This window comes from Nocardia sp. BMG111209 (assembly GCF_000381925.1).
Lineage (GTDB): Bacteria > Actinomycetota > Actinomycetes > Mycobacteriales > Mycobacteriaceae > Nocardia.
Map to the genome: position 1 here is coordinate 1,619,033 of NZ_KB907307.1, position 17,948 is coordinate 1,636,980.

24 protein-coding genes are annotated in these 17,948 nt (G+C 70.0%); 14 read left to right on the forward strand and 10 right to left on the reverse strand.

The window, feature by feature from the left end; genetic code table 11:
• Nucleotides 1-3 precede the first annotated feature (3 nt).
• The 4 genes from G361_RS0107285 to G361_RS0107300 are packed head-to-tail and all read right to left on the reverse strand — an operon-like array spanning nucleotide 4 to nucleotide 2,490.
• Nucleotides 4-567 (reverse strand): YbhB/YbcL family Raf kinase inhibitor-like protein, encoded by a 564-nt coding sequence (locus G361_RS0107285; RefSeq protein ID WP_019926406.1) that lies wholly within the window; start codon nucleotides 565-567, stop codon nucleotides 4-6.
• Nucleotides 564-1,130 (reverse strand): isochorismatase family cysteine hydrolase, encoded by a 567-nt coding sequence (locus G361_RS0107290; RefSeq protein ID WP_019926407.1) that lies wholly within the window; start codon nucleotides 1,128-1,130, stop codon nucleotides 564-566. The genes G361_RS0107285 and G361_RS0107290 overlap by 4 nt, the downstream gene beginning before the upstream one ends.
• The gene (locus G361_RS0107295) at nucleotides 1,127-1,585 is read right to left on the reverse strand and encodes a MarR family winged helix-turn-helix transcriptional regulator (protein WP_019926408.1); all 459 of its coding nucleotides are present in this window, start codon (nucleotides 1,583-1,585) and stop codon (nucleotides 1,127-1,129) included. The genes G361_RS0107290 and G361_RS0107295 overlap by 4 nt, the downstream gene beginning before the upstream one ends.
• A gap of 50 nt (nucleotides 1,586-1,635) precedes the next feature.
• Nucleotides 1,636-2,490 (reverse strand): NAD(P)H-binding protein, encoded by an 855-nt coding sequence (locus G361_RS0107300; RefSeq protein WP_036494082.1) that lies wholly within the window; start codon nucleotides 2,488-2,490, stop codon nucleotides 1,636-1,638.
• 86 nt (nucleotides 2,491-2,576) lie between these two features.
• Between G361_RS0107300 and G361_RS0107305 the strand changes: the two genes are divergently transcribed.
• From G361_RS0107305 to G361_RS0107325, 5 genes are all read left to right on the forward strand, one after another.
• Nucleotides 2,577-3,167: a TetR/AcrR family transcriptional regulator gene (locus G361_RS0107305; protein ID WP_019926410.1), complete on the forward strand. Its 591-nt coding sequence runs from the start codon at nucleotides 2,577-2,579 to the stop codon at nucleotides 3,165-3,167.
• A 168-nt stretch (nucleotides 3,168-3,335) separates the two neighbouring features.
• Nucleotides 3,336-3,665 (forward strand): PadR family transcriptional regulator, encoded by a 330-nt coding sequence (locus tag G361_RS0107310; RefSeq protein WP_019926411.1) that lies wholly within the window; start codon nucleotides 3,336-3,338, stop codon nucleotides 3,663-3,665.
• 2 nt (nucleotides 3,666-3,667) lie between these two features.
• Complete coding sequence (locus tag G361_RS0107315; RefSeq protein ID WP_019926412.1) at nucleotides 3,668-4,012, forward strand: DUF1048 domain-containing protein; 345 nt, start codon at nucleotides 3,668-3,670, stop codon at nucleotides 4,010-4,012.
• A 3-nt stretch (nucleotides 4,013-4,015) separates the two neighbouring features.
• Entirely contained in the window at nucleotides 4,016-4,813 is a 798-nt protein-coding gene (locus G361_RS0107320; protein WP_019926413.1) for an ATP-binding cassette domain-containing protein, read from the forward strand.
• 9 nt (nucleotides 4,814-4,822) lie between these two features.
• Nucleotides 4,823-5,584: an ABC transporter permease gene (locus G361_RS0107325; RefSeq protein ID WP_019926414.1), complete on the forward strand. Its 762-nt coding sequence runs from the start codon at nucleotides 4,823-4,825 to the stop codon at nucleotides 5,582-5,584.
• 246 nt (nucleotides 5,585-5,830) lie between these two features.
• On the opposite strand, the gene G361_RS0107330 is transcribed toward G361_RS0107325, so the two are convergent.
• The gene (locus G361_RS0107330; RefSeq protein WP_019926415.1) at nucleotides 5,831-6,955 is read right to left on the reverse strand and encodes an NAD(P)/FAD-dependent oxidoreductase; all 1,125 of its coding nucleotides are present in this window, start codon (nucleotides 6,953-6,955) and stop codon (nucleotides 5,831-5,833) included.
• Between the two features lie 84 nt (nucleotides 6,956-7,039).
• Here G361_RS0107330 and G361_RS0107335 point away from each other — a divergent pair, with 84 nt between their 5' ends.
• Nucleotides 7,040-7,729 carry a TetR/AcrR family transcriptional regulator gene (locus tag G361_RS0107335; protein ID WP_019926416.1) on the forward strand — a complete coding sequence of 230 codons (690 nt, stop codon included), beginning with the start codon at nucleotides 7,040-7,042 and terminating at the stop codon, nucleotides 7,727-7,729.
• Nucleotides 7,730-7,745: 16 nt separating this feature from the next.
• Here the strand turns inward: G361_RS0107335 and G361_RS0107340 are convergent, their stop codons facing one another.
• Together G361_RS0107340 and G361_RS0107345 are read right to left on the reverse strand one after the other, a co-directional pair.
• Entirely contained in the window at nucleotides 7,746-8,387 is a 642-nt protein-coding gene (locus G361_RS0107340) for a hemerythrin domain-containing protein (protein ID WP_019926417.1), read from the reverse strand.
• Nucleotides 8,388-8,398: 11 nt separating this feature from the next.
• Nucleotides 8,399-9,256 (reverse strand): NAD(P)H-binding protein, encoded by an 858-nt coding sequence (locus G361_RS0107345; protein WP_019926418.1) that lies wholly within the window; start codon nucleotides 9,254-9,256, stop codon nucleotides 8,399-8,401.
• 253 nt (nucleotides 9,257-9,509) lie between these two features.
• On the opposite strand from G361_RS0107345, the gene G361_RS0107350 reads away from it, so the two are divergent.
• From G361_RS0107350 to G361_RS0107375, 6 genes are all read left to right on the forward strand, one after another.
• Nucleotides 9,510-10,217 (forward strand): FadR/GntR family transcriptional regulator, encoded by a 708-nt coding sequence (locus G361_RS0107350; protein WP_019926419.1) that lies wholly within the window; start codon nucleotides 9,510-9,512, stop codon nucleotides 10,215-10,217.
• A 175-nt stretch (nucleotides 10,218-10,392) separates the two neighbouring features.
• A complete protein-coding gene (locus G361_RS0107355; protein WP_196814432.1) occupies nucleotides 10,393-11,316 on the forward strand; it encodes an ABC transporter substrate-binding protein in 924 nt (307 codons plus the stop codon).
• Nucleotides 11,317-11,322: 6 nt separating this feature from the next.
• Nucleotides 11,323-12,087 (forward strand): ABC transporter ATP-binding protein, encoded by a 765-nt coding sequence (locus tag G361_RS42635; RefSeq protein WP_019926421.1) that lies wholly within the window; start codon nucleotides 11,323-11,325, stop codon nucleotides 12,085-12,087.
• Nucleotides 12,084-12,938 (forward strand): ABC transporter permease, encoded by an 855-nt coding sequence (locus G361_RS0107365; protein WP_019926422.1) that lies wholly within the window; start codon nucleotides 12,084-12,086, stop codon nucleotides 12,936-12,938. The genes G361_RS42635 and G361_RS0107365 overlap by 4 nt, the downstream gene beginning before the upstream one ends.
• A gap of 13 nt (nucleotides 12,939-12,951) precedes the next feature.
• Nucleotides 12,952-13,749: a creatininase family protein gene (locus G361_RS0107370; RefSeq protein ID WP_019926423.1), complete on the forward strand. Its 798-nt coding sequence runs from the start codon at nucleotides 12,952-12,954 to the stop codon at nucleotides 13,747-13,749.
• Nucleotides 13,746-14,801, forward strand: a complete 1,056-nt coding sequence (locus tag G361_RS0107375; protein ID WP_019926424.1) for an acetamidase/formamidase family protein — start codon at nucleotides 13,746-13,748, stop codon at nucleotides 14,799-14,801. The genes G361_RS0107370 and G361_RS0107375 overlap by 4 nt, the downstream gene beginning before the upstream one ends.
• A gap of 6 nt (nucleotides 14,802-14,807) precedes the next feature.
• On the opposite strand, the gene G361_RS0107380 is transcribed toward G361_RS0107375, so the two are convergent.
• A complete protein-coding gene (locus G361_RS0107380) occupies nucleotides 14,808-15,572 on the reverse strand; it encodes an SDR family NAD(P)-dependent oxidoreductase (RefSeq protein WP_019926425.1) in 765 nt (254 codons plus the stop codon).
• Between the two features lie 102 nt (nucleotides 15,573-15,674).
• On the opposite strand from G361_RS0107380, the gene G361_RS42640 reads away from it, so the two are divergent.
• Nucleotides 15,675-16,379, forward strand: coding sequence for a TetR family transcriptional regulator (locus tag G361_RS42640; protein WP_019926426.1), 705 nt, complete (start codon nucleotides 15,675-15,677; stop codon nucleotides 16,377-16,379).
• Here G361_RS42640 and G361_RS0107390 read toward each other — a convergent pair.
• The gene (locus tag G361_RS0107390) at nucleotides 16,345-16,785 is read right to left on the reverse strand and encodes a MarR family winged helix-turn-helix transcriptional regulator (protein WP_026342787.1); all 441 of its coding nucleotides are present in this window, start codon (nucleotides 16,783-16,785) and stop codon (nucleotides 16,345-16,347) included. The two genes, G361_RS42640 and G361_RS0107390, sit on opposite strands and share 35 nt — an antisense overlap.
• A gap of 87 nt (nucleotides 16,786-16,872) precedes the next feature.
• On the opposite strand from G361_RS0107390, the gene G361_RS0107395 reads away from it, so the two are divergent.
• Nucleotides 16,873-17,286, forward strand: a complete 414-nt coding sequence (locus tag G361_RS0107395; RefSeq protein WP_019926428.1) for a nuclear transport factor 2 family protein — start codon at nucleotides 16,873-16,875, stop codon at nucleotides 17,284-17,286.
• On the opposite strand, the gene G361_RS0107400 is transcribed toward G361_RS0107395, so the two are convergent.
• Entirely contained in the window at nucleotides 17,287-17,910 is a 624-nt protein-coding gene (locus G361_RS0107400) for a TetR/AcrR family transcriptional regulator C-terminal ligand-binding domain-containing protein (RefSeq protein WP_019926429.1), read from the reverse strand.
• Nucleotides 17,911-17,948 lie beyond the last annotated feature (38 nt).

Consider the following 17,948-nt stretch of genomic DNA (forward strand, 5'->3'; position numbering starts at 1 on the left):
CGGTCAGCGCTCGAAGGTGCCGGTGAGGCGGCCGCGGGCCAGGACCGGTGCGGGGACGGCGGGAAGAAGAGTGCGGGGGCGTGCGCGCTCGGGGGCCGGGTGGCCGAGCCCGGGGTCGGCGAGGGCGAACAGTTGGAAGATATACCGGTGTGGCCCATGGCCTTCGATCGGCGCGGGGCCGTGGTAGCCGCGGCCGATAGTGGATCGCAGCAGGCGTACGCCGGTGGCCGGTTGCCGGGCATGGAGGGCGCCGGGATCCAGGTGCGCGTGCGACGGGTCGATGAGGGCGAGGCAGTGTACGGCGGGTTTCGCGATCGGGACGTCGATGTCCTCGACGACCAGCAGCAGCGCCGCGGTGCCGGCGGGCGGTTCGGTCCAGGACAGGTGGGGTGAAAGGTCTTCGCCGCCGATGGTTTTCGCGCAGTGGGCGCGTGGGATGGGCTCGCCGTCGCGGAAGTGCCGGCTGGTGAGGGTCAGGTGTCCGGGGGCGTGCAGGTTGGGCAGGTTCCACGCGGTGTGGGTGTCTCCGGCCCTGCGGTTCTTCAGGATTCGGCCGAGCAGGGTCATCGGGTCGCTCCGGCCCTCGCGGTGATCTCGGCGGCGGTGGCGGTCTCGCCGAGTTTGGGGAAGATGCGTTCGACGCTGTGGCGGTGGGCTTCGGTGTCCGGGTCGCCCATGGCGTCGGTGGCCAGGACGACATGGTAGCCGTGGTCGCAGGCCGAGCGGGCGGTCGATTCGACGCCCGAGCTGGTCGAGATGCCGGCCAGCACGACCTGGGTGACGCGCAGATCGCGCAGCAGGGTGTCCAGGCCGGTGTCGTGGAATGCGCTGCGCCGCCGTTTGGTGATCAGGTGGTCGGTCGGCGACACGTCGAGTTCGTCGATGAGGTCGGCCCAACCGGGTGGGAATGTCGTTGTGCCCGTGGATGTCCCGGCATCGGTGCGGCCGGGCGCGCGGCCGGTGACGTTGACCAGGACCACGGGCAGGCCGTGCCGGCGGAACTCGGCGGCCAGCCGGGTCGCCCGGGTGACCGCCGCGGCGATCGGCGGCGCGGGGTGGGCCGAGACGATGCCCTGCTGCAGGTCGATCACGACCAGCGCGGCGGTGGGCTCGAGCGTCGTCAGTGTCATTTCTGGTCTCCTGTGGGCCGGATGTGCTGGGCCAGTCGTTCGAGCAGGGCGGCGGCCTCGGCGAGCCGGCCGAGCTCCGCCGGGGTGAACGCGCCGCTGGTCAGGGCCGCCGCGAGCTGCTCGGTCCGCGCGTCGCGCTTGTCCTGTAGTGCGCGGCGGCCGGCGGCGGTGAGGGTCAGCACGACCCGCCTGCCGTCGTCGGGGTCCGGGTGGCGTTCGACCAGGCCGCGGGCACGCAGCGCGGCGATCGTCGTGCCCATGGATTGGGCCGTGACCTGCATTTCCCGGGCCAGCGCCGAGGATGTGGCGGGGCCGCCGCGATCCAGCCGCGACAGCGCGGCCCGCTCGGGCATGGTCAGTTCGCCCTCGGCGGGCACCTGCCGGACCCGCCGCAGCAGCACGCTGACGCTCGTCAACAGGACCGCGGCGACCGCGGCGGGATCCGGATCGGTCATATACTAAGCCTAGCTTATCAGTTTGACTTAGCAAATCCGGCAGAACCGGCTCACCGTGGCCGCCCCCAGACGCCGGAGACGGCCGCCTCGCGTACGAACCGTTCGAAGGGGGCCGGTTCGCGGCCGAGGATCTGCCGCACGCCCGGATGCGGGACGCTGTAGGCGCCGCCGGCCTGGCCGAGCTGGTTCACGGTCACGAAGTCGATCGCGCGCTCGGACAGGCCGCGCTCGCGGGCCTGTTCCAGCCAATCCGACAGCGGCACAGCGTGATAGGTGATCGGACGGCCGAGGGTGGTGGCGATGATCGTGATCGCCTCGCGGAAGCTCAGGACCCGGGGACCGGACAGCTCGTAGGTCGCGCCGCCGTGGCCGGCGCTGGTGAGCACCCGCACGGCGACCTCGGCGATATCGGCGACATCGATGAAGTCGACCGGTACGTCCGGTGCGGCTTCCACGCGCTCCACCGCGCCGGCCCGGATGCCCGCCTGCCATGCGGGTGCGCGGAAGTTCTGCTGGAAGACGCCGGGGCTCAGGATCGTCCATTCGGCGCCACCGGCCCGGACCGGCTCCTCCAGCGCGTTCATGTAGGGACTGGGTGGGTCGGCCCGCGCGCTGCGCCCGGCCAGCAGCACCAGCCGTTCGACACCGCGGGCCGTGGCGAACCGGACGAAATCCGCGACCGCGGCGGCGCCGAAACCCTCGCCGGTCATCGGCGTCGCCAGATAGACGGCGTCGACGCCGGTCAATGCGTCCGGCCAGGTCAGTGGGTCGTTCCAGTCGAAACGGACCGGGCCCGACCGACCGGCCGCGCGGGCGTCGATGCCGTGCTGCCGCAGGCCCGCCACCACTCGGCTGCCGGTGTTCCCGGTCGCTCCCGTCACCAGCACTCGTCGTCGTGTCACCATCGGGTCCTCCTCCGTCGGCTGCCGATGCTCCGCCGGGCGGAATGGACCCGCAAGTACGGTTTCCGGCGCGGATCTACACTGGGCCGATGCCGCCGCGCAGCACCGCCAAGGGGCGCGACACCCGGGCCCGGATCCTGGCGGGCGCGACCCGTGCCGTGCTCGACATCGGTGTCGCCGCAACGACTCTCGACGACATCCGGGAACGTGCGCAGGCGAGCAAGAGTCAGTTGTTCCACTACTTCCCCGGCGGCAAGGACGAACTGCTGACCGAGGTGGCGGCCACCGAGGCCGACCGGATCCTGGGCATCCTGCGTGAGCGGGTCGACCCGCTGGTCACCTGGCAGGCGTGGGATCGCTGGCGGGAGCAGTTGCTGGGTGAATTCGACCGCACCGACGCCGACTGCCCTATGCAGACGCTGCTGCACCACCTCGCGACCGTCACGCCCGGCGCGACGGCCGTCGTCCGGCAGCTGATGCTGCACTGGCACAACATCATTCGCGCCGGTATCGAGCGGATGCAGGCCGACGGCGCGATGACGGCGACCGTGAATCCGGACCGGGCGGCTTCCGCCGTACTCGCCGCCGTGCACGGTGGCGCGATCCTCGCGACGGTCACCGGCTGCCCCGATCATCTCGCCGCCGCCTTCGACGCCGCGGTCGGCCGGCTCCGCCCGTAACCGGCGATCCGCGCCGGGCCGGCGCCGATCGAACACCTTGCCGCACCGAGCATTTGCGCGATCCCCCGCCGATCCGGACCGGCCCGATCCGGACCCTTGCGCCGCCGCTATTCAGTGTTACTATCTAGTGGTAGTCAGCAGCACTGAGTACTACGAGGGAGGTGATCCATGAGCAAGCAGATGACGGAAATGCTCAAGGGGACATTGGAGGGCATCGTTCTCGCGATCCTGTTCGCGCGGCCGGCCTACGGCTACGAGATCACGGCGTGGCTGCGGGATCAGGGTTTCACCGATATCGCCGAAGGCACCGTCTACGCCCTGCTCGTCCGGGTCGAGAAGCGGGGCCTGGTCGATGTGGAGAAGATTCCGTCCGAGAAGGGCCCGCCGCGCAAGGTGTTCACCCTCAACGAGCAGGGACGGGAATACCTCGAGGAATTCTGGCAGACCTGGAATTTCCTCTCCGATCGGCTGGCGCAACTGCACGAAGGAGACAACTAGTCATGTTCATCGAAAGAGTGATCGGCGACCTCGGCGAGAAGCGCCGGTGGTGGCAGTACAAGTCGCGGGTGAAGCAGCTCGCCGAGCCGTATCGCAGCGTGGTCGAGGCGTTCGAGCGGTATCTGATGTACGGCGCGGCGGGCGGGGGCATGTCGCTGTTCGAGGATCTGACCGAGCTGTTCGAGCAGAGCGCGGCGGACCACACTCCCATCCGTGATGTCGTCGGCGACGATCCCGTGGAGTTCATCGAGGCGTTCGCCCGGAACTACGAGGAGGAATCGTGGCGTAATCGGGAACGGACCCGGCTGAACAACGCCATCGAGCGTGCCGCCGGAGAAGGAAAGTAGGACATGTCGATGACCGGACAACATACCTCCGCGATCCGGGTACAGGGCCTGGAGAAGTCCTACGGGGATGTGCGGGTACTGCGCGGCGTGGATTTCGAGGTGGCGGCGGGCAGTATTTTCGCCCTCCTCGGTTCCAACGGCGCCGGCAAGACCACCGTGGTGAAGATCCTGTCCACACTGCTGAAGCCCGATGCGGGCTCGGCCGGGGTGCACGGGTTCGACGTCGCCACCCAGGCGGCCAAGGTGCGCGAATCCATCAGTCTCACCGGGCAGTTCGCGGCCGTCGACGAAATCCTCACCGGCCGTGAGAATCTCGTGCTGGTGGCCCGGTTGCGGCACCTGCGCGAGCCGGGCCGGATCGCGGACGAACTGCTGGCGCGGTTCTCGCTGACCGACGCGGGTGGGCGGAAGGTGTCGACCTATTCCGGCGGTATGCGCCGGCGGCTCGACATCGCGATGAGCTTGATCGGGAATCCGCCGGTCGTCTTTCTCGACGAGCCGACCACCGGCCTGGATCCGCAGGCCCGGATCGAGGTGTGGCAGGCGGTGCAGGAACTCGCCCGGCACGGCACGACGTTGCTGCTCACCACCCAATATCTCGACGAGGCCGAACAACTCGCGGATCGGATCGCGATTCTGCACGAGGGCCGGATCATCGTGAACGGCACGCTGACCGAGCTGAAGCAGTTGCATCCGCCGGCGAAGGTCGAATACGTCGAGAAACAGCCCACCCTCGAGGACATCTTCTTCGCGGTCGTCGGTGACGGCGGCACGCGCGGCGCTTCCGGCGCGGACGAATAGGGAATTGCGATGAACAAGTATTTCTTCACCGACACCGCCGTACTGCTGGGGCGATCGCTGCGTCACGTCATGCGCAGTGTGGACACCATCATCACGACCACGGTCATGCCGATCGCCTTCCTGCTGCTGTTCGTGTACGTCTTCGGCGGCGCGATCAATACGGGGACGAAGTCGTATGTGAACTATCTGCTGCCGGGCATTCTGCTCATCACGGTGGCGACGGGCATCTCCTACACCGCCTTCCGCCTCTTCCTGGATATGAAGAACGGGATCTTCGAACGCTTCCAGTCGATGCCGATCGCACGATCGTCGGTGTTGTGGGCGCACGTGCTGACGTCGCTGGTGGCGAATCTGATCTCGGTGGTGGTCGTGGTGCTGGTCGCGCTGGCCATGGGATTCCGTTCCGGGGCGAATATCGCGGCCTGGCTGGCGATCGCGGGAATTCTGCTGCTGTTCACGCTGGCCCTGACCTGGCTGGCGGTGATCCCCGGGCTCACGGCGAGTTCCGCGGACGGCGCGAGCGCCTTCTCCTATCCGCTGATCTTCCTGCCGTTCATCAGTTCGGCGTTCGTGCCCACCGCGACCATGCCCGGCCCGGTGCGCGCCTTCGCCGAGCATCAGCCGGTGACCTCGATCGTGAACGCGATCCGCGACCTGTTCGCACAGCAGCCGGTGGGCTCCGGTATCTGGATCGCGCTGGCCTGGTGCGTAGGTATCCTCGTCGTCGCGTATGCGCTGGCGACGATCACCTACCGTCGCAAGATCTCCTGAGGCGACACAGTATTCGGGCTCGGCCGCCCACTCACGATACGACACGAGTCCCCGGTGGACGCACGACTCGCACTCGCGCGCTGCCTCCGACGAGCACCGTCTCCGGCAATTCCGCACCGGGACAACCACTCCCGAGAGGAGCCTAACATATCCGTACCGCGGCCCGTCCGATAGGCCGGAAGTGTAGGGAGTCAACAGAATCCGAGGCCGATGCCGATCCGTCCAGAGGGACGGGTCGGCATCGGCCTACGCCTGTCCGGTGAGCAGGCCGACCAGGCTGCGCGGGGCGCCGGCGCCGAAGCACGCCTCGTGGATGCGTGCGCCCTCGGCGGCGGCCTCGGCGCTGCGGGGAAACAGGGCCCGCTCGTAGTCGGCGAGGGCGGCTTCGGGGTCGCCGGGGTGCGCCGCGAGCGCCCGGCCCAGTTCGGCGCCGTCGAACATGGCGAGGTTGGCGCCCTCGCCGGACGGCGGCATGAGGTGGGCGGCGTCGCCGAGCAGGGTCACTCCCGGCACGCGATCCCATCGGTGCTCGACCGGCAGGGTGTACACCGGTCGCACGACCGGCGCGGTGTCGCCGCCGGTGATCAGCGCGGTGAGTTCGGTTGCCCAGCCGTCGAATTCGCTCGCGATGCGGGTGCGGGCCGCGTTCTCCCCGGCCGCGCCGAGCCCGGCGAGCCATTCCGGCGTCGCCGTAAGTGCCACATAGGTGTGCAGTGTGCCGCCCGCCTCGCGATGGGCCTGGATCCCCTTCCCCGGCGCGAGGGCGGCCATCCCGCCGCCACCGACGGTCTCCGCGACGGCGGGATGCCGGGTGTCCGCGTCGTACAGATAGGTCTCGAGGAACGACAGGCCGGTGTATTCCGGTGTGGCCGTGGACAACAGGGGACGGATCCGGGACCATGCGCCGTCCGCGCCGACCAGGATTTCGGTGGTGACCGGATCGCCGCCGGCGACGGTGAGTTCGTGCCGGCCGCCGCCCAGGGCCGCGACGCCGGTCACCTTGTGTCCCCATCGGATCGCGTCGGCGGGCAGCGATTCGATGAGGATGCGGCGCAGTTCGCCGCGCTGCACCTCGGGGCGGCCGCCGGTGCCGTCGTCGGGTTCGTCGAGCAGCAGCGTGCCGTCTGCGGCGTAGACCCGGCCGGCCTCGCGGCCGGGCAGGATCAGGGCCCGGAACTCCTCGGTCAGGCCCGCGGCCGCGAGGGCCGGTTGGCCGTTGTGGTGATGGATGTCGAGCATGCCGCCCTGGGAGCGGGCCGCCGGGGAGGTCTCCGCCTCGTACACGGTGACCGGGATGCCGTGCACGTGCAGGACGCGGGCGAGGGTCAGGCCGCCGAGTCCGGCGCCGACGATCGTGACGGGGATGCGCATGTCGCCTCTTCTCTGGTACAGCGTTCCAATCTGGTATGCCGTTCCAATGGTGGAACAGCGCTCCATCCATGTCAAGATGGCGGCATGGCAACGCGAGCGCGCCGGTCACCGCGGCGCACCGAGGCGCTCTCCCGCGAGCGCATCATCGACACGGCCGTCGAACTGCTGGACCGGGCCGGTGCGGCGGGGCTCACCTTCCGGGCCTTGACCGAACGTCTCGCGACCGGCCCGGGGGCGATCTACTGGCATGTGGCGAACAAGGACGAACTGCTCGCCGCCGCCACCGAGGCCGTCGTGGCGGCCGTGGTGAGCCCGGCGTCGGCGGACTCACCCGAGGCCGCACCGGGCGAGATCCGGGCGATCGCGCTGGGCCTGTTCGAGGCGATCGACGACCACCCGTGGCTGGCCACCCAGATCGCCGTGCAACTGTCACGCAACCCGCAGGGGACGGTGACGCCGCGGATCTTCGAGAGCATCGGCCGGCAGGTCCGCGCACTCGGCGCGCCCGAGGCCGACTGGTTCACGACGACGTCGGTGCTGGTGCACTACATCCTCGGCGCGGCCGGGCAGAACGCCGCGAATGCCCGCGCCGCCGGGCTCGAGACCGACCGCACCGAATATCTGGGCGCCGCCTCGGCGACCTGGACGGAGTTGGACGCGGCCGAGTACCCGTTCCTGCGGGCCGTCGCCGGTCAGATGCGGGAGCACGACGATCGCGCACAGTTCCTCGCGGGTGTCGAACTCGTCCTCGCCGGTATCGCCGCGCGGAGATGAGGACCTCGGGCCCCGCTCATTCCCAGAGATGCCTGCGCCGGTAGCGCGGCTGGAACAGCAGTGTGTTCACGACGGCGAGCGGCCTCGGCATGGCGGCCAGGAAATCGCGGCGCTGCTCGGCCGTGGCGCCGTCGAGAATCCACGGAACGTAGACGGCCGCACCCGAGGGACCTTGCCGGGCGGCCATCGCCGACCGGAACGCCGCCCAGTCCGCGGCGGGCAGTACCTCCTGCATGAGCGGAAGCGCCGCGTCCTCCTCGTGCCGGGTATGGGTTTCCAGGACGTCGGTCAACTCTCGGATATGTTCGGCGAGAGCCGTTTTCCGGTGTGCGAAGTCGTGGTCGATCGCCTCGAGCAGTGGATCCAGTTGTGCGTGTTCGGCCGCCATCTCGGCGATGAGCGCGAGATCGCGCGGGCGGCCGGGTACCGCGCGCCGCAGTGCGGGCCACAGCACCTCGTCCTCGACCGAATGATGGACGGCCAGTTGGCGGGTGAAGTTGGCCCAGCCGGCGCGGACGCCGGGGGTGTCGGTCCGGCCGTCGTCCACGGCCCGGTGCAGGCGGGTGAGATCGCGGCGAAAGGCGTTGTGGGTGGCGTACATCGGTGCGAAGTCGAGAGGTTCGGTGCGGCCGGAGTGGCGGGCCGGTTCGACGGACATGGTGGTTCCCTTCAGTTCCGGAATGCGGTGGCGTTCTCGGCGACCCACTGCGCGAAGGTCAGCGCGGGCCGGCCGAGCAGTGCTTCGACGGTGCCGGTGGTCGGGCCGGGAGTGCGGGCGTAGTCGGCGAGGGAGCCGAGCAGCCGGGCGGGAATCTCCTCGGGCAGGCCCTGTGCCAGCATCGCGGCGCGGACCCGATCCGCGGGGACCTCGTCGAACGACAGGTCGATGCCGAGGGTCGCGGCGAGAATGCGCACCTTGTCGAGCTGGGTCAGCGACTGCAGGCCGGTGAGCACATGCGCGCGATCGGCCGGGCCCGCTTCGGTGAGCGCTCGCGCGGCGACGGCGGCGATATCGCGGTGATGGATCGGTGAGCTCGCCGCCGCGGGATACGCGCCGCGCACCACGCCGGCCGCGCGGATCTGTGGCGCCCAGGCCAGCGCATTGGCGTCGAAGTCGGTGCAGCGCAATGCCGTCCAGGTCAGTCCGGATTCGCGCGCGGCAGCTTCGGCGGCCCGGAACTCCGCGGCGAAGCGCGGCTCGCCGGCGGGGAACTGGACCGTCGCGGCGGAGATCACGACGACCCGCCGCACCCCACCACCGACGGCCGCCGCCAGGAGTTCGGGAACAGCGGCGCCGACGGCGCGCGGGCTGATCAGCACCGCATCCGCGCCGTCGAACACCGGGCCCAGCGACTGCGGCCGGGACGGATCGCCCCGGGCGACGCGCACGCCGCCGGGCAGTCCGGCCCGCTCCGGGGTGCGGCTGATCGCGGTCACCTCGTGCCCGGTGTCCAGCAGCAGTTGTGTCGTCGCGCGTCCGACGGGACCGGTCGCACCGGTGAGCACGGTCTTCACGGGTCCTCCCATATGTTACGTGTTGGATATGATCCATACGATAGATCATATGACTTTCGTACGAAAGGGTGAGCTGCGCCACCGGGCCGTGCTCCGGCGCGGCGGATCCCACTCGGCCGCACCCGCGCGGCGAATCTCCGTGTTACGGCGTCGTTGCCGACGCTAAATGGTTGTTGCGGGACCGTTGCCGGTGCGCGAAACGGACATCGGAGACCATACGATCGGTGTGTCCGATGGTCGGACCAGTCGGACCAATGGAGAAGCGATGCACCCGGATTCACCCGCACCCCCGCCGCGGCGGACCACCTCGGTCGGCGCGGAGATCGTCGCGCACCTCGAGCGGCTGATCTCCGGTGGCGGGCTCGCCCCCGGCGCGCGCCTGCCCTCGGAGCGGGAATTGGCTCTGACGCTGGGTGTTTCGCGTACCTCGGTGCGCGAGGCCATGCACGAGCTCGAGGTGAAGAACCTGGTGGTGCGGCGGCCGGGCCGGGGCACGGTGGTGGCCGAACCGGGTGCGCGGGCCGGTGATCTGTACGACCGGGTCTCGGCGGCCGAGCGGACGTTGCGCGATGTGGCCGAGTTGCGCGAGACGATCGAACCGAAATTCGCCGAACTCGCCGCGTCCCGGATCACCGACGCCACCCTGCTGGCCCTGGAGACGGTCCTGGCGAAGACCGGATCCCCACTGTCACAAGCCGATTCGATCGCATTGGATATCGAGTTCCACATGCTGATCGCGCAGGCCTCGCAGAACCGGCTGCTGATCGCTGTCGGTACGCTCGCGAGCGAGTGGACGACCTCCACCCGGGCGCTGTCCCATGCCGATCCCCGGGCCCGGCAGCTGTCCCACGAGGGCCATCAGCGCATCTATCTCGCTGTCCGCGACCGTGATCCGGATGCGGCGCGGGTGGCGATGCTGCGGCATCTGGCCGAGGTCGCGGACCTCACCCGCGAACATCACCCCTGCTTCTGAGCGACGACGCTCGGCACCGTTCACCATCCCTTTCAGAGAAGGCTCGACCATGCATTCTTCAGGTTCCCGCCGGCGGCTGATACGCGCCGCGATCGCGGTCGTCACGGCGGTCGTGGCATTGTCGGCGACGGCATGCAGTGACAATTCCTCGAATTCGGCCTCGAATTCCGGGAAAATGACCGTGGTACTCCCCTGGTACGCGGATCCGGAGGGCGGCGGATACTTCGCCGCGCAGGCCGAGGGCCTGTACCGCAACGCCGGTCTGGACGTCACGTTGCAGCCGGGCGGGCCGCAGGTGTCGGCGACCCAGCTGGTGGCCGCGGGGCGAGCCCAGATCGGGCACACCGACGCCGCGGGCATCGTCCAGGCGCAGCAGCAGGGCATTCCGATCATCGCGGTGGCGGCGCTGTACCAGGACAATCCGGTCGGCATCCTGTCGCACAGCGATCAGAACATCACCACCTTCGACCAGATGAAGGGCCGGACGCTGGTCAGCCAGGCCGGCGCGCTGTACCCGGTGTGGCTGGACAAGCAGCTCGGCGTCCCGATGCAGACGATGCAGTATCAGGGTTCGATCGCGAATTTCCTGAAGGATCCGAAACTGCTGCAACAGGGCTGGCCCACCAACGAGGTGCGGCAGGCCGAGCAGTCCGGCGTGCCGGTGAATTTCACGCCGTATTCGACCTCGGGTTTCAATCCCTATAACGACGTGTTGTTCACCTCGAAGAGTTATTTCGATGCGCACAAGGACGAACTGCGGAAGTTCCTGCAGGCCAGCCTTTCCGGCTGGCACGACTATCTCGGTGACGTCGCGGTGGCCACCGATGCCAACAAGGCGATCCTCGCCGCGAACAGCGAGCAGACCGCCGCGTCGGTCTGGTACGCGTGGGACAAGCAGCGGCCGTACGTGATCGCCGGTGACGGCGCGAAGCAACTCGGCGCGATGACCGAGCAGCGCTGGACCACGCTGATCGATCAGTTGCAGAAGCTCGGTCAGCTCACCGGCAAGGCCCCGGCCACGGCGGATCTGTACGACGCGAGCCTGCTGCCGACCGTGGCGGCGCCGGCGCTGCCGGCCGCGCCGACCGGATCGTACTGAGCCGTCATGACGCGCACATCGGAGCAGCCGCGCACCGCGACCCTGGTGCGGTTCGCGGGCGCGGACAAGGTGTACGGCAACGGTTTCCGGGCCCTGGCGCCGATCGATCTGGAGGTGGCCCGTGGCGAGATCACCGTGCTGGTGGGGCCGTCGGGCTGCGGGAAGACCACGCTGCTGCGGATGGCGGCGGGCCTGACGGAGCCGACGTCGGGGACCATGACCCGCGACACCGACCGGCTGTCCTACGTGTTCCAGGACCCCACCCTGCTGGCCTGGCGCACCGTGCAGGCGAATGTGGAACTGGTCGCGAAACTGCAGCACGTCCCGCGCGCCGAACGGCGGGCGCGGGCGGCGGCGGCGATCCGGATGGTCGGGCTCGACGACTTCCGGGGCGCGTATCCGCGGGAACTGTCCGGCGGCATGAAAATGCGTGCGTCGCTGGCGCGTTCGGTAACCAGCGAACCGGAGCTGCTGCTCATGGACGAGCCGTTCGCGGCACTGGACGAGTTCACCCGGGAGAAGATGGGCGCCGAACTGCTGCGATTGTGGCGCGACAAGCGGTTCAGCGTCCTGTTCATCACGCACTCCATCTACGAGGCCTGCACGCTGGGGCATCGGATCGCCATCATGGACACCGGGCCGGGTCATATCGTCGAGGTGATCGACTCGCCCGGTCCGCCGTCGGCCGATCCGGCGGTGGTGCGCGACGAAGCCGCGTTGCGCGCGTTGCAGCAGCAGATCTCGGTCACGCTCGGGAGTTTCCGCGAATGACGGTCATCGACAACATCTTCCACGCGGTCGCGGGTTCCGCGCCGCGGGGCCGGGCCGGTGTCCCGCGCACCGGCCGGGTCCGGCGGCTGCTGCCGCCGCTGGGCGCGTTCGTGCTCGGAATCGCGCTGTGGCAGTTGATCATCGGGGTGTTCGACATCCCGCCCTACATGTTGCCGTCGCCGCGGACGCTGCTGGACACCCTGTGGGACGAACGCCGCTCGATCTGGCAGCCCACCTGGGTGACGGTGCGGGAGTCCTATCTGGCGTTCCTGCTGGCCACCGTCGCGGGTGTGGCGGTGGCGCTGGTGATGGCGCGCTGGCGGCTCACCGAGCGCGGTTTCTATCCGTATCTCATTGTGTTGCAGACGATTCCGATCGTCGCGATCGCGCCGCTGTTCGTGGTGTGGATCGGCGCCGGGCAGACCACCAACATGCTGGTGGGTGCGATGATCGCGCTGTTCCCGGTGGCGGCGAACACCCTGCACGGGCTGAAGTCGATCGACCGGAATCTGGTGCAGCTGTATGCGATGGCGGGGGCGCCGCCGCGGGTGACGCTGTTCTCGCTGCGGCTGCCCGGCGCCTCGCCGTCGATCCTGACCGGGATGCGGATCGCGGCGGGGTCGTCGGTGATCGGCGCGATCGTCGGCGAATTCGTCGCCGGTGTCGGCGGCGGTCAGGGCGGGCTGGGGTACATCATCACGCAGAGCGCGGTGCAGTTGCGCACCCCGCAGCTGTTCGTGGCGGTGGTGATGGCCAGTGTCGTATCGCTGGTGCTGTTCGCGGTGGTGGTCCTGCTGGAGCGGCTGCTGCTGTCGCGGTGGCACGAATCGGCGCTGGCCGACGAGGAATAGGAAGGAGTCCCGCATGGCGCGGATATTTCGGCTGGCGCATCTCACCACGACGGAGGTGGCGGCGATCGGCAAACAGGATGCGGTGGTCGTGCAGCCGATCGGCGCGGTGGAGCAGCACGGGCCGCATCTGCCGCTGATCACCGATGCGCTGCACGCGGAGGCGATCGCTTGTGCCGCAGTCGAATCGCTGCCGGACGACGCGAACGTCTGGGTGCTGCCGACGCTGCACTACGGGAAGTCGACCGAGCACCTGGGCCGGGCGGGCACGATCGCGATGTCGGCGGCGACGCTGATGGCGGTGTGCATCGATCTCGGTGATTCGCTGGCGGCCAGCGGTTTTCGCAAGCTGGTGTTCGTCAACGGGCACGGCGGGCAGCCGGGGTTGCTGGAGGTGGTGGCGCGCGACATCCGGTACCGGACCGGGATGGAGGTGTTCCCGGTGATGCCGATGCGGTTCCCGCCGCCGCCGGAGGTGGATCCGGCGGCCGACGGTTTCGACATCCACGGTGGTTTCGGTGAGACCTCGGTGATGCTGGCGATCGCACCGGAACTGGTGCATCAGGAGCGTGGTTTTCCCGACGGGCAGCAGGCCGCGGCGGCCTTCGCGGGCTACCGGCACCTGACGCTGGAGGGGGTGCTGCCGACCGCGTGGCTCACCGACGACATCTCCCGGTCGGGCACCGTCGGCGATCCGACCGCGGCCAGCGCCGAGATCGGCAGGCTGCTCCTGGATTCGGCGGCCGCGCAGCTGGCCGAGGCGCTGATCGAGGTGCGCGCCTTCGCCTTTCCCGCCCTCGGCGGTCCGCGGTGAGCCGGGCCGGCAGCGTGCTGGGCGCGCATCATCTGGCCTCGACACCGGGCACGGTGTACTGGGGTGAGCTGCCGTGTGCGGCGGACACCGCGGTGGCCCGGATCGCGGCGGGCGAGACGATCACCGTGGACACCGTGAGTCACGAGGGCATCCTGCCCGATCAGGGGCGTGACCCCCGGGAGTTCTTCGCGCGCTTCGGAGTTCCGGCCGATGCGGTGCTCGCCGACGCGGTGGAGATCGCCGCGGCGCTGCCGCGGTCGGCGGCGGCCGGGCCGCACGTGGTGACCGGGCCGATCGCGGTGCGCGGCGCGGCGGCCGGGGATCTGCTCGCGGTCACGGTCGTGGATCTCACCCGGCGCGCCGATTACGGGATCGTGTCGTCGCGCCACGGCCGGGGCGCGCTGCCCGACAGTTTCCCGGCCGGGCCGGTGCACAGCGTGTTCTGCCGGGCGGCCGGCGATACGGCGACGATGCCGTTGCGGCAGGACGAGTCGGCGTATCGGGATGCCGGGCGGGCCATCCGGTTTCCGTTGCGGCCGTTCCTGGGCATCATCGGCGTCGCGACATCCGGTGCGGTGCGGGCGAATTCGATTCCGCCCGGACCGCACGGCGGGAATCTGGACATCACCTGCCTGACCGCCGGTTCGACCCTGTATCTGCCGGTGCAGGTCGACGAGGCGCTGCTGTACGTGGGTGATCCGCATTACGCGCAGGGTGACGGGGAGGTGGCGCTGACCGCATTCGAGGCGCCGCTGCGCGCGACGCTGCGGGTGGAGGTGGTGCCCGGTGCGGCCCGGGTCGCCGGGGGCCGGCCCTATGCGGAGACCCGGGACCTGCTGATCGCCATCGGCCTGGACGCGGATCTCGACGAGGCCTGCCGGGAGAGCGTGCGCGCCGCGCTCGACCTGCTCGCCCACCGCTACGACGTCCCGGCCGAGCTGGGGTACGCGTATCTCAGCGCGGCCGCGGACGTGCGGATCTCGCAGGTGGTGGACCGGGTGAAGGGCTGTCATACGGTGATCCGGAAGGCGGATTTCCGGGATTGGGGCTGAACCGGGTCACCAGGTCTGGTCGCCGGCGCGGACCAGCATCTCGTTGACCGCGACCCGCCGGGGCCGGCCGACCATGTAGGCGACCGCCTCGGCGATATCCGCCGGTTCGAGTCGTTCGATGGCGCCGACCTGGGCCTCCACGCTCTCGCGGAGTTCGGCGCGGGTGTGCGAGGCCAGGTCGGTGGCGACGGCGCCGGGTTCGACGACGCCGACGCGGACCCGCTGCGGTTGCAGTTCCTGGCGCAGCGCCTCGCTGAACGCGTTGATGCCGAATTTGGTGAGGTTGTAGACGGCGTTGCCGGGGCGTACGACCCGGCCCGCGGTGGAGCTGACGACGACGACATCGGCGACGCGGCGCGGCTCGGCGGCGGCGGATTTCACCAGGTGCGGGATCGCGGCCTGCGTGATGTACAGGGCCCCTTTGAGATTCACGTCGATCATGCGTTCCCATTCGCCCTCGGGGGCGTCGGCGACCGGGCCGACGAGCATGGCGCCGGCGTTGTTGACGACGATGTCGAGCCGGCCGAAGGCGGCGATGGCGTGCTCGACCGCGCGGGTGGCCTGCGCGCGGTCGGTGATGTCGGCGGCGAAGGCCTCGGCGACGCCGCCGCTGTCGCGGATCTGGGCGGCGATCTCGTCCAGCGGGCCGCTGCGGCGGCCGACGAGGACGACCGCCGCCCCCGCGGCCGCGAGTTCGCGCGCGACGGCCGCGCCGATGCCGGTGCCGGCGCCGGTGATCAGTGCCGCGGTTTCTGCCAGTACTGCCTGCATATCGGTCCTCTGTTCGATGGAGTGCCCGGATCGGGGCCCGTCGCCATATTAACGGACCTTCGTTCCGTTATCAACGGACCGGCGTTCTGTTAAAGTGGCGGGGTGTCGGAAACGGTGTCCTTCCAGCGCGCACGCCGTCCGGAACAGGTCGAGGCCCGGCGCGCGGCGATCCTGGCCGCGGCGCGCGCGGCGCTGCCGGGCCGCTCGGTGCGCGCGGTCACGCTGCGCGATCTCGCCGAGGGTGCGGGGGTCGCCAAATCCCATGTGCTGCGCTATTTCGACAGCCGGGAGGCGGTCCTGCTGGAACTGCTGATCGAGGACTGGGCGGGCTGGCTGGACGAGGTCGCGGCGCGGATCGAGGCGGGCGGCGGCGCGGATCGCGCGCGATGGCTGGCCGGCCTGCTGGCCGCGACGCTGACCGCGCGGCCGGTGCTCTGCGACCTGTTCGCCGCCATGTCCGGTGAGCTGGAGGCCAATGTCTCGCTGGACACCGCGCGTGCGTTCAAGCGGCGCGCCTACGGTTACAACACCCGGCTCGCCGAACTGCTCGGCGTCGCCGCGCCGCTGCCGGAGGCCGCCGGTATCGCCGTGGCGCGGGCGCTGGTCGCCACGGTGGCCGGGCTGTGGCCCTTCGCCAATCCCAACGAGATCGTGGCGACGGCCAGCGCGGAGCTGGGCAATCGGCTCGGCCCGGACCGGTTCGAGCGCGAGCTGCGCGAGATCGTCACGGCGCTGGTGATCGGTTTCGGCGCGCACGGGCCCGGCGCTCCGGTCAGCCCGCCCGGTGATGCGCGAGCAGACGGGTGAGCAGGCCGATCAGGACCTCGCGGTCGCCGGTGGCCAGCGGTGCGAGCATCTCGTCCTGAACCCGGTCCAGCTTGCGCTCGATGCGCTGGAGTTGCCGGCCGCCGAGTTCGGTCAGGGAGACGATGTTGCGGCGGCGATCGGCCGGATCCGGGGTGCGGTCGACGAAACCCGGTTCGGCCAGTTCGTTGACGGCCGCGACGACGTCGCTGCGATCCATGTTGCAGTGCCGGCCGAGGTCGGCCTGACTGGCGGGCCCGAATTCCTGCAGCGCGGCCAGGATTCGATAGTGGTATCCGCGGGCGCCGAGCGCGCCGAAGGCCTCGGTCGACAGCCGATGGGCGTGTACGGCCAGCTGGGTGAGCAGCCAGGTCGGCTTCACGGTCAGGCGCGCGGGAATCTTCTCCACCCGCTCACCATACATAGTTGGCAGCGCCAACGAGTTGACATATGGTTGGTAGCGCCAACATTGGTAACGCCAACGAAAGAGGACGATATGTCCACCGACACCGCGATTTCCGACCGTCTCGACATCGCCGAGCTGTTCACCCGCCTCGACCGCCTGCTCGACGAGCGCCGCTGGGACGACATCGGCACCGTCTACGCCGAGGATGTGACGGTCCACTCGCCGCGCATCCAGGTGCACGGGCTGGACAAGGTCACCGAATTCATCCGGGGGACCGAGGTGGCCGAGGGCGAACACACCCGGCACACGACCGTCGCCGCGCTGGTGGAGGTGGCCGGGGATCGGGCCACCGCGTCGGCCGATTCGTTCGTGCAGTACTTCCGCGACGGTGCGCCGCCGCATCAGGTGAGCAGTCTGCGGCTGGCGGTCACCACCGTCCGCACGCCGGCGGGCTGGCGTATCCACGAATCCCGGATCACGCTCGCCTGGACGCGCGAGGGCTGATCAGCCTCCGGCGGGGTCGTGGCCCGGCGCCGCGATCCCGCCGAACAGGTTGTCCAGCAAGCGATCCGCGAAGTCGGTGGTCAACGGCTGGGCCGGCATCAGCAGGCGGTGGTAGCAGGCCCCCCACAGCTGGTCGACGATCGTCTCCGGATCGGTTCCGGCGCGGATCAGGCCCGCTCGCTGCGCGCGCGACAGGCGGTCGACGGCCAGTCGCCGCCGCGGCCGGACGTACCGGTCCGCCAGCGCCCCGGCCAGTTCCGGATCGCTCTGCGCGGCGCCGATGATCTCCGCGATCGCCGTGCCGCGCTCGCGCAGCAGGCCCACGAAGGCGTGCAACTGAGCGGTCAGGTCGGCGCGGATGTCGCCGGTGTCGGGGAAGGCCAGGACCGGTTCGAGGGCGTCGAAATACGCCTCGAAGGCGAGGCTGCCGGGCGAGGGCCACCATTTGTAGAGCGTCATCTTGCTGACGCCGGCGCGGGTGGCGACCTTCTCGAAGGTGACGTGCCGGATGCCCTCCGCGAACAGCAGGTCCGCCGCGGCGGTGAGGGTCGCGCGGCGCACCTCTGCGGCGCGGCGGCGGCCGCGACCGGGTTCGAGCCGGGGGGTGCTCTCGTTCATGCGCATACTCCGTGACCGCTGCGGGCCCGTCGTCGTGGCGGGCG